This window comes from Salinicola sp. 4072, assembly GCF_036663415.1.
Classification (GTDB): Bacteria; Pseudomonadota; Gammaproteobacteria; order Pseudomonadales; family Halomonadaceae; genus Salinicola; species Salinicola salarius_A.
Genome location: NZ_JAXOVV010000048.1, coordinates 1 through 9874 on the forward strand (window position 1 = coordinate 1; position 9874 = coordinate 9874).

Below are 9874 nucleotides of genomic sequence, written 5' to 3' on the forward strand. Positions count from 1 at the left end.
CTGCTCGAACGTCTCCAGGCGTACGAGGACGACGTGCTGCGTTTCCTCGACGACCCCGCCGCGCCCTTCACCAATAACCAAGGGGAGCGTGACCTGCGGATGACCAAGGTCCAGCAGAAGATTTCAGGCTGTTTCCGCTCCTGGGAAGGTGCCGAGATCTTCTGCCGGATGCGCAGCTTCCTCTCGACGGCGGTCAAGCAGGGCCTGGCAGCGCACACCGCACTAGAACAGTTGTTTGCCGGTGAAGTGCCCGAATTCATGCGTCGGGACGGCCTGGATCAGGCAGCGTGACCTGAATAGTTACAAAAGAAATAGCTTTTAACTGTCATCATCAACTTGCCCGATGATTGTAGACGACCGGTCTAGTTTCAGGGTAAGATACAAACCATGACTAATGCCACGAACGACGTCCGCCAACATATCCTCGATACCGCCCGGATCATTATCGCGGGAAAGGGCTTCAGCGCCGTGGGCCTGAACGAGGTTCTCCAGGCTTCCGGCGTGCCGAAGGGTTCCTTCTACCATTACTTCGGCTCCAAGGAGGTCTTTGGCGAAGCGCTGCTGGAGGATTACTTCGCCGATTACCTGGCTTCGCTCGATAATCTGCTGAGTCGTCCTGATCTTTCCGCAGCACAGCGACTGATCGCCTATTTCGAGTACTGGCTGGAGACCCAGGCAGCCTGTGACCCGAAGGGCAAGTGTCTGGCGGTCAAGCTGGCTGCGGAGGTCAGCGACCTCTCCGAGGCGATGCGTTTAGTTCTTGAACAGGGCACCACGCGAGTGATCGCGCGTTTGGCCAGCGCCATCGAGGATGGCGCCAGCGACGGCTCGCTTCCGGTTGAGCTGGATGCCAGCACAACGGCGAACACGTTGTACCAGTTGTGGCTGGGCGCGAGCCTGCGCGCCAAGCTCACGCGCGACCGTGTACCCATGGAGGCCGCGCTGGCTGCTACGCAGGGCCTGCTAGGCCTGTCTTCTCATCTTCGACGCTGCGCCTGACAGACAGAAAAAAGTCCTCGTAGCTTTTTTTTTTTGCCCAAACTGTATACGACCGGTCTAATTCAATCAGATGACAAACTTTGCTTCCACGCACGCACATGAGTCCGTTTCGGCCGTCCTTTTCAGGAGTCAGCGATGACCACTGCGATCCTGCAAACCCGCATCGTACTTGCCTCACGCCCCTCGGGTGAGCCGACGCCAGACGACTTCCGGCTGGAACAGGAATCGCTGCCTGAGCCAGGCAAGGGCCAGCTCCTGCTGCGCACGCTGTACCTCTCGCTCGACCCGTATATGCGGGGGCGAATGAGCGATGCTCCGTCCTATGCTCCACCCGTAGCGCTAGGCGAGGTGATGACCGGCGGCGCGGTGAGCCGGGTGGAGGTTTCGCACGACCCGGCATTCAAGGTTGGCGACCTGGTCGTCGGCGACACGGGTTGGCAGAGCCATACGCTTTCCGACGGTCGTGGACTGGTCGTGCTCGATTCCCGGACCACGAATCCTTCGCTGGCGCTGAGCGTGCTCGGCATGCCCGGCTTCACCGCCTACCACGGCCTGCTGAACATCGGCCGGCCGCAGCCGGGCGAGACTGTGGTCGTCGCCTCCGCCATCGGCGCGGTCGGCTCGGTAGTTGGGCAGCTTGCCCGGCTAAAGGGCGCGCGCGCCATCGGCATCGCCGGCGGGCCGGAAAAATGCCGCTACGCGCGCGAAGCGTTCGGCTTCGATGTCTGCCTCGACCACCGCGCGCCCGACTTTGCCGAACAACTGGCTACCGCGACGCCGCAGGGTATCGACGTCTACTACGAGAACGTCGGCGGCACGGTGCTCGACACCGTGCTGCCGCGACTGAACGTCGGCGCCCGCGTGCCGGTGTGCGGGCTGATCGCCCACTACAACGACACCGACCTGCCACCTGGCCCGGACCGCATGCCGATGATGCTGGGGCTGGTTCTGCGCAAGCGCCTGCTGCTGCAGGGTTTCATCATCGGCGACCACTACGCCGACGGTTTCGCGGCGTTTCAGCGCGACATGGGCGCATGGGTCGCCGAGGGCAAGGTCTCGGTCCGCGAAGACTTCGTCGAGGGCCTGGAACATGCGCCCCAGGCGCTGATCGACCTGCTCGCCGGCAGGCACTTCGGCAAGGTCGTGGTACGAGTCGGCACCCCCTGAGTCTTTCACTTCGAACCTCCAAAGGAGAGCCGCTATGGCCAATATTCTCGTCATCCTCACTTCGCACGACCAACTCGGCAACACTGGCAGGAAAACCGGCTTCTGGCTGGAGGAACTGGCTGCCCCCTACTATGCCTTCCTCGATGCCGGCGCGAAGCTGACCCTGGCCTCGCCCAAGGGCGGCCAGCCGCCGCTCGACCCCAAGAGCGACGAACCCGACGCCCAGACCGAGGCGACCCGTCGCTTCCTGGCCGACGCTGACGCGGTCAAGGCCCTGGCCAACACCCGCAAGCTGGCCGAGGTCGCCATCGGCGACTTCGATGCAGTGTTCTATCCCGGCGGCCACGGCCCGCTATGGGACCTGGCTGAAGACCCGGTCTCGATCGGTCTGATCGAAGCGGCGGTCAAGGCGAACAAGCCGGTCGGAACGGTCTGCCACGCACCTGGCGTGCTGCGCCACGTCAAGGATGCCGACGGCAAGCCGCTGGTCGCCGGCAAGCAGGTGACCGGTTTCAGCAACAGCGAGGAGGCTGCGGTTGGCCTGACCGATGTGGTGCCGTTTCTGGTCGAGGACGTGCTCAAGGCCAATGGCGGTCATTACAGCAAGGGCGGCGACTGGCAGTCCCACGTGCTGACCGACGGCCTTCTGGTCACCGGCCAGAACCCTGCCTCGTCCGCCGACGCCGCCAAGGCGCTGCTCGCCCTTCTGTGAGGAGATTGAACATGTCCGCTTACGTGGTTTTCCTGCGCGAACGCACCCTCGACGCCACCGAACTTGACATCTATGCGAGGCAGGCTCCAGCCGCGCGCGAAGGACACGATCTGACGCCGCTGGCGTTCTATGGCGATTTCGAGGTGCTGGAGGGACCGGCGATCGAGGGCGGCGTGATCCTGCGCTTTTCCGACATGCAGGCCGCACGCGCCTGGTATCACAGCCCCGCTTACCAGGCAGCACGGGTGCACCGGTTCAAGGGCGCGGACTACCGCGTGCTGTTGCTTGACGGCATCGGCGCGACACCTGCGGCCTGAGTCCCCTAACACGCACAGGATTCTGGAATGACTTCCCATCAGATCGACCCAGCCTCCGCATGGCAGGCCCGCTATGGCGAGGCCGCCGCCCTGCCGCTGCCCCCTGTTCCCGCCGCGCTGGCCGCGCTGCTGGAGCACCGATCAGTGCGCGCCTACACCGATCAACCGGTCGACGACGAGGCACTTCAACTCGCCATCGCTGCCGCGCAATCAGCCTCCAGTTCGTCCAACCTGCAGCCATGGAGCGTGATCGCCGTGCGCGACCCCGCGCGGCGCGCCCGCCTGGCCGCGTTGGCCGGCGGTCAGCGCCACGTGGCCGAGGCACCGCTGTTTCTGGCCTGGGTCGCCGACTGGTCGCGGCTGCGCCGACTCGGTGCCGCGCAGGGTGCCGCGACCGACGGTATCGATTACCTGGAGAGCTACACCGTCGGAGCGGTCGACACCGCGTTAGCCGCGCAGAACGCGGCGAACGCCTTCGAAGCCCTGGGGCTGGGTATCGTCTACATCGGCGGCATGCGCAACCATCCAGAGCAGGTCGCCGCTGAACTGGGGCTGCCGCAGGACAGTTTCGTGGTGTTCGGCATGTGCGTGGGCCATCCCGATCCGGCCCGCCCGGCCGAAGTCAAGCCGCGCCTGGCACAGCCGGCGGTGCTGCATCACGAACGCTACGACGCTGCCGGCGAGGCCGCCGCGGTGGCGCACTACGACCCGCTGATGCGCCGCTTCCAGCAGGAGCAGCAGCGTGACGACCGGCCCTGGTCGCAAGTGTCGGTGCAACGCATCGGCAGCCCCGGCGCGCTGATGGGCCGCCATCGCCTGCGCGAAGCCCTGAACGCGCTCGGCTTCACCCTGCGCTGAATTCCTCGTCCGCGCTCCGGCTCTGCAGGCCGTGACGCCTTCCTCCATCCACTGTCACAAGGAATCATCGAACATGGCATACGCCACCATCAACCCCTACACCGGCGAGACCCTGAAGACCTTCCCGGACGCCACCGACGCCGAGGTGGAACAGGCCATCGCCGCTGCGCACGAAGCCTTCCTGTCCTGGCGCGAGCGCTCGTTCACCGAGCGCGGTGCCATCCTGCAGCGTGCCGCAGACCTGCTGCGCGCCAAGGCTGGCGACTACGCGAAACTGCTGACCCTGGAGATGGGCAAGATCACCGCCGAGGCACTGGCCGAGGTCGAACTTTCCGCGCGCATCTTCGAGTATTACGTGAAGAACGCCGAGGCCCTGCTGGCACCGGAGAAACTGACCGTGGCCGATCCCGCCGAGGGCGACGCGTTGCTGGTACACGAGCCGCTGGGTGTGATCCTGGCGATCGAGCCGTGGAATTTCCCCTACTACCAGATCGCCCGCATCCTGGCCCCGCAACTGGCCGCGGGCAACACGCTGCTGCTCAAGCACGCCTCCAACGTGCCGCAGAGCGCGGATGCCTTCGAGAAGCTGATGCTCGAAGCAGGCCTGCCCGCGGGCGCCTTCAAGAACCTCTATGCGGCGCGGCACCACATCGAGATCATCCTCAACGACCCGCGCGTGCACGGCGTGGCGCTGACCGGCTCGGAAGGCGCAGGCGCGGTGGTCGCCGCCCAGGCTGGCAAGGCGCTGAAGAAGTCCACGCTGGAACTCGGTGGCGCCGACGCCTTCGTGGTGCTGGCCGACGCCGAGCTGGACAAGACCGTGAAGTGGGCGGTGTTCGGCCGCCACTGGAACGCCGGCCAGGTCTGCGTGTCCTCCAAGCGCATCATCCTGGTCGAGGCCATCTACGATGAGTTCCTGCGCCGCTACACCGAGGGCGTGGCCGGGCTCAAGGCGGGCGATCCGTTCGACCCCGCTACCACCCTGGCGCCGCTGTCCTCGCAGAAGGCCGCCGACGACGTCAAGGAACAGATCCGCCAGGCCGTCGCCCACGGCGCGACCGCGACCGAGGTGGGGCCCAAGGTGCCGGCGCAAGGTGCCTTCGTGCAGCCGACGATCCTCACCGGCCTGACTCCGGACAACCCGGCCTACTACTGGGAATTCTTCGGGCCGGTATCGCTGGTCTACCGCGCCCACGACGAGGAAGAAGCGATCGCCATCGCCAACGACTCGCCGTTCGGCCTGGGCGGCTCGGTGTTCACCGCCGACGCCAAACATGGCGCCGAAGTCGCCAAGCGCATCTCCACCGGCATGGTGTTCGTCAACCACCCGACCATGGCCAAGGCCGACCTGCCGTTCGGCGGCGTACGCCGCTCTGGCTACGGCCGAGAGTTGCTCGGCCTGGGCCTCAAGGAGTTCGTCAACCACAAGCTGATCGACGTGGTCGACATCGACGCGCCGTTCTGATGCAAGCGGGCCGGCGGCACGGTACCGCCGGCCGCCGTTTCGCGTCCACGGGCGACGTTCAACGTTAACCGAACTTAGGAAACCCTCATGAGTACATCCGATCTGATCACGCGCCTGCCTGGCGTCGTCGCGGCGATGAAGCAGGCGCACCTGAGCGATGGCCCGGCGGACGCCGAACAGCGGCGGGATCGGCTCGCTCGCGCCGAACGCCTGTTGTCCGATAACCGCGCGCAGCTGGAATCGGCCATTCGCGCCGATTATGGCCACCGCAGCCCCTATCAGACACTGGCCACCGATGTGCTTGCGCCCATCAAGAGCATGCGCCACGCGCGCGAGCAACTCGAACATTGGATGCGACCCGAAGCGCAAGACGCCGGTATGCCGGGCGTGCAGGCACGCGTGGAATACCAGCCACTCGGTGTAGTAGGCATCATCAGCCCCTGGAACTTCCCGATCAACCTCTCGTTCGGGCCACTCGCAGGCGTGTTCGCCGCCGGCAACCGCGCGCTGCTCAAGCCGTCCGAACTGACGCCCCGCACCTCCGATCTGCTGGCCGAGCAGATTCCGCGCTATTTCGATGCGCTCGAATTCGGCGTCGTGCTCGGAGACGCCGAAGTCGGCGCCGCCTTCACCGCGCAACCGTTCGACCATCTCATTTACACGGGCAGCACGGCAGTGGGGCGTCTTGTGATGCGCGCCGCGTCCGAGAACCTTGTACCGGTAACGCTGGAACTTGGCGGCAAATCGCCCGTGCTCGTCGACGTGGACGCCGACATCAAGATAGTGGCCGAGCGGGTGCTCACATCCAAGACATTCAACGCCGGGCAGATCTGCATCGCCCCCGATTATGTGCTTCTGCCGCCGTCCGCACGCGAGGCGTTCATCGAGCACGCCCGCGCGTTCGTTGCGGCCACTTATCCAGATTTGGGAAGCAACACCGATTACACCGCCGTTGTCAACGATCGGCACTTCCAGCGCCTGCAGGTGTTGCTCGATGACGCCCAGGCCAAGGGAGCAACCGTCATCAGTCTTGCACCGGACGGCGAAGCAGATGCCGATCCTGCGACCCGCCTGCTGGCACCGACGCTTGTACTGGATCCCGACGATACGATGCGCGTGATGCAGGAAGAAATCTTCGGGCCGGTCCTGCCGCTGGTGAACTGCCCGGATCTTGACCATGCCATCGACTACGTCAATGCCCATCCGCGTCCGCTGGCCGCGTACTACTTCGGCAGCGACGCAACGCGTCAAAAGCGCTTCACCGAACGCACCACCTCGGGTGCAGCAGTGATCAACGACACGCTGATCCACGCTTTTATCGAGGATCTGCCGTTTGGCGGTATCGGCCCTTCCGGCATCGGCGCCTACCACGGCATCCATGGGTTCCGGCGTTTCAGCCACGCCAAGGCCGTGGTGATGCAGAGCCCGGACGGGACCTCCAGCCTGGCGCTGCGCGCGCCCTATGCCGACAAGCAGAAAGCGGTCGAGGCACAGCTGAGCGAATGATTTTTTCCTGGGCGGAGCACACCGCCCTTCGTAAACCTACGGAGCTGAATACCATGAAGATTTTCTACAAGACCCGCGCCACCGCCGTCGGCGGCCGTTCCGGCCGCACCACGCTGGACGATGGCAGCCTCGCGCTGGATATGGCCATGCCGGGGTCCGGCAAGGCTGGCGTCAACCCCGAGCAACTGTTTGCCATGGGTTACGCCGCCTGCTTCGACAACGCGCTGCCGGTGGCGGCCAAGCAACTGAAGCTGGCACCTACTGCCACCAAGACCTCGGTCGAGGTCGGCATCGGCCAGAACGCCGAGGGCGGCTACAGCCTGGACATCGACCTGTATGTGGAAGTCCAGGGCCTGAGCGAAGCCGACGCGCAGAAGCTGGTGGAAACCACCCACCAAGTCTGCCCGTACTCGAACGCCACCCGCGGCAACGTCGACGTGCGCCTGCACACCAGCGTCGCCTAAGCGACGGTAGGCCTACGAGGAGAAACACCATGACAGTAAAAGCCTATGGCACCCATGCCGCTGACACGCCGCTGGCGGCGCTCGACATTGTTCGCCGCGAGCCGGGGCCGCACGACGTCAAGATCGACATCGCCTACTGCGGCGTCTGCCATTCCGACCTGCACCAGGCCCGCAACGAGTGGGCCAACACGCTGTACCCCTGCGTGCCCGGGCACGAAATCGTCGGCCACGTTTCGGCCATCGGCAGTGCAGTGACCAAGTTCAAGATCGGCGACACGGTCGGCGTCGGCTGCCTGGTCGACAGTTGCCATCATTGCCCGGCCTGCGACGCGGGCCTGGAGCAGTATTGCGAGCACGGCCAGGTCTTCACCTACAATGGCCCGACGCATGATGCGCCCGGCCACACCCTGGGCGGCTATTCGCAGCAGATCGTAGTTAAGGACGACTTCGTCCTGAAGGTTTCGCACCCCGAGGCGCAACTGGCCGCCGTGGCGCCGCTGTTGTGCGCCGGCGTCACCACCTGGTCACCGTTGCGCCACTGGAAGGTCGGTCCTGGCCAGAAAGTGGGCATCGTGGGTATCGGCGGGCTTGGCCACATGGGCATCAAGCTGGCACATGCCCTGGGCGCACACACCGTGGCCTTCACCACCAGCGAGAGCAAGCGCGCCGCTGCGCTGGAACTGGGCGCCGACGAAGTCATTGTCTCGCGTAACGCTGAAGAGATGGCGGCGCACGCCAACAGTTTCGACTTCATCCTCAACACGGTCGCAGCCAGCCACGACCTCGACGCCTTCACTGGCCTGCTCAAACTCGACGGCACCATGACCCTGGTCGGCGTACCCGAGCACCCGCACCCGTCGCCGAGCATCGCCAATCTCATCTTCAAGCGCCGCAGCATCGCCGGCTCGCTGATCGGCGGCATCGCCGAGACCCAGGAGATGCTCGACTTCTGCGCCGAGAAAGGCATCGTCGCCGAGATCGAGATGATCGCCATCCAGCAGATCAACGACGCCTACGAGCGCATGCTCAAGAGCGACGTGAAGTACCGCTTCGTGATCGACAGCGCGAGCCTGGCCGCCGCCTGAGGCGAAACAGCCTAACCGTTGCGGGCCGCTTCCCGGCGAGGCGGCCCGCGCGAAGCAACAGGAGATTCCAGATGAAAGCCATCGTGACACGCAGCCCCGGCGGCCTGGACTGCCTCGAACTACGCGAACTCCCCGACCCCGGCCAGCCTGGTCCAGGTCAGGTCCGTGTGAAGCTGCACGCCAGCTCGCTCAACTTCCACGATCTGCTGGTCGCCAACGGCGGCATCCCCGCCGCCGACGGACGGGTACTACTATCCGACGCCGCCGGCGTCGTCGAAGAGGTGGGCGAAGGCGTGAATGAGTTCAAGCCCGGCGACCACGTCGTCTCCGGCTTCTTTCCGCAATGGACCGACGGCCTGCCGTTCGCCGCGGTCGGCAACTTTCAGGGCACGCCGGGCGACGGCATCGACGGCTACGCCACCGAAGTCGCGGTGCGCGCAGCCGCCGACTTCACCCTGGCGCCGCGCGGCTGGAGCCACGCCGAGGCGGCGACCATCACCACCGCCGGGCTGACCGCCTGGCGCGCCCTGGTGGCCGACGGCCCGCTCAAGGCCGGCGAGAGCGTGCTGGTTCTGGGTAGCGGCGGGGTTTCGGTGGCGGCGCTGCAAATCGCAAAAGCGATGGGCGCGAGCGTGATTGCCACCTCCTCGTCGGATGAAAAGCTCGAACGTCTGCGCTCGCTCGGCGCCGACCACCTCATCAATTACCGCCGCACGCCGCAATGGGGCAAGCGGGTGCTGGAGATCACCGGCGGGCGCGGCGTCGATCACGTCGTGGAAGTCGGCGGCCCGGGCACGCTGGCACAGTCCATTCATGCGGTGCGCGTGGGCGGTCATATCGCGCTGATCGGCGTATTGACCGGCCGAGGCGGCGAGGTGCCGACTGCCGTATTGATGGCCAGGCAGGCACGCCTGCAGGGCCTGATCGTCGGCAGCCGGCGCCTGCAGCAGGAGTACGTGGCGGCGCTGGAGCAGACCGGCATCCACCCGGTGATCGACCGCAGCTTCCCGTTGGAGCAGCTTGCTGAGGCTTTCCGCTACCAGGAGAGCGGCCGCCATTTCGGCAAGGTCGTGGTGGATATCTGATCACCCAAGCCCTGTCCGTCCAGCTGCGCTGGCGGACGCGGCGCCCGGGACGCGCCCGGCTGCATACCGGACCCGGGCGTGGATATTTGGTAACTATTCAGGTGGCTGCGGATGGCATGTCGCCAACCACCTGATTTTTTTGGCATAGTGTGCCTGATCCTTCGGCACGTCTATGCGGTGACATGACCATCAGCGATATCAACGTCGACGAGGCCC

Annotated in this window: 11 protein-coding genes; all 11 read left to right on the forward strand. The window is 65.4% G+C overall.

Annotated elements, in window-relative coordinates:
- A partial coding sequence (locus R3F72_RS18015) for an IS66 family transposase (RefSeq protein WP_332778557.1) occupies positions 1–291 on the forward strand: 291 nt, incomplete at its 5' end.
- Positions 292–387: 96 nt separating this feature from the next.
- The gene (locus tag R3F72_RS18020; RefSeq protein WP_023007043.1) at positions 388–999 is read left to right on the forward strand and encodes a TetR/AcrR family transcriptional regulator; all 612 of its coding nucleotides are present in this window, start codon (positions 388–390) and stop codon (positions 997–999) included.
- Positions 1000–1134: 135 nt separating this feature from the next.
- Positions 1135–2166, forward strand: coding sequence for an NADP-dependent oxidoreductase (locus R3F72_RS18025; protein WP_023007044.1), 1032 nt, complete (start codon positions 1135–1137; stop codon positions 2164–2166).
- Between the two features lie 34 nt (positions 2167–2200).
- Positions 2201–2878 (forward strand): type 1 glutamine amidotransferase domain-containing protein, encoded by a 678-nt coding sequence (locus R3F72_RS18030; RefSeq protein WP_034030322.1) that lies wholly within the window; start codon positions 2201–2203, stop codon positions 2876–2878.
- Positions 2879–2889: 11 nt separating this feature from the next.
- The gene (locus R3F72_RS18035) at positions 2890–3195 is read left to right on the forward strand and encodes a DUF1330 domain-containing protein (RefSeq protein WP_023007046.1); all 306 of its coding nucleotides are present in this window, start codon (positions 2890–2892) and stop codon (positions 3193–3195) included.
- A gap of 27 nt (positions 3196–3222) precedes the next feature.
- Positions 3223–4053 (forward strand): nitroreductase family protein, encoded by an 831-nt coding sequence (locus tag R3F72_RS18040; RefSeq protein ID WP_034030325.1) that lies wholly within the window; start codon positions 3223–3225, stop codon positions 4051–4053.
- A gap of 73 nt (positions 4054–4126) precedes the next feature.
- The gene (locus R3F72_RS18045; RefSeq protein WP_058131069.1) at positions 4127–5518 is read left to right on the forward strand and encodes an NAD-dependent succinate-semialdehyde dehydrogenase; all 1392 of its coding nucleotides are present in this window, start codon (positions 4127–4129) and stop codon (positions 5516–5518) included.
- An 87-nt stretch (positions 5519–5605) separates the two neighbouring features.
- On the forward strand, positions 5606–7024 hold the full coding sequence (locus tag R3F72_RS18050; protein WP_023007049.1) for a coniferyl aldehyde dehydrogenase: 1419 nt from the start codon (positions 5606–5608) through the stop codon (positions 7022–7024).
- Positions 7025–7077: 53 nt separating this feature from the next.
- Entirely contained in the window at positions 7078–7488 is a 411-nt protein-coding gene (locus R3F72_RS18055; RefSeq protein WP_023007050.1) for an organic hydroperoxide resistance protein, read from the forward strand.
- Positions 7489–7517: 29 nt separating this feature from the next.
- On the forward strand, positions 7518–8573 hold the full coding sequence (locus R3F72_RS18060) for an NAD(P)-dependent alcohol dehydrogenase (protein ID WP_023102505.1): 1056 nt from the start codon (positions 7518–7520) through the stop codon (positions 8571–8573).
- A 71-nt stretch (positions 8574–8644) separates the two neighbouring features.
- The gene (locus tag R3F72_RS18065) at positions 8645–9658 is read left to right on the forward strand and encodes a zinc-dependent alcohol dehydrogenase family protein (protein ID WP_023007052.1); all 1014 of its coding nucleotides are present in this window, start codon (positions 8645–8647) and stop codon (positions 9656–9658) included.
- Positions 9659–9874 lie beyond the last annotated feature (216 nt).

Coding starts and splice junctions, on each gene's coding strand:
- R3F72_RS18020 (WP_023007043.1), top strand. CDS start 388: ATGACTAATGCCACGAACGACGTCCGCCAACATATCCTCGATACCGCC.
- R3F72_RS18025 (WP_023007044.1), top strand. CDS start 1,135: ATGACCACTGCGATCCTGCAAACCCGCATCGTACTTGCCTCACGCCCC.
- R3F72_RS18030 (WP_034030322.1), top strand. CDS start 2,201: ATGGCCAATATTCTCGTCATCCTCACTTCGCACGACCAACTCGGCAAC.
- R3F72_RS18035 (WP_023007046.1), top strand. CDS start 2,890: ATGTCCGCTTACGTGGTTTTCCTGCGCGAACGCACCCTCGACGCCACC.
- R3F72_RS18040 (WP_034030325.1), top strand. CDS start 3,223: ATGACTTCCCATCAGATCGACCCAGCCTCCGCATGGCAGGCCCGCTAT.
- R3F72_RS18045 (WP_058131069.1), top strand. CDS start 4,127: ATGGCATACGCCACCATCAACCCCTACACCGGCGAGACCCTGAAGACC.
- R3F72_RS18050 (WP_023007049.1), top strand. CDS start 5,606: ATGAGTACATCCGATCTGATCACGCGCCTGCCTGGCGTCGTCGCGGCG.
- R3F72_RS18055 (WP_023007050.1), top strand. CDS start 7,078: ATGAAGATTTTCTACAAGACCCGCGCCACCGCCGTCGGCGGCCGTTCC.
- R3F72_RS18060 (WP_023102505.1), top strand. CDS start 7,518: ATGACAGTAAAAGCCTATGGCACCCATGCCGCTGACACGCCGCTGGCG.
- R3F72_RS18065 (WP_023007052.1), top strand. CDS start 8,645: ATGAAAGCCATCGTGACACGCAGCCCCGGCGGCCTGGACTGCCTCGAA.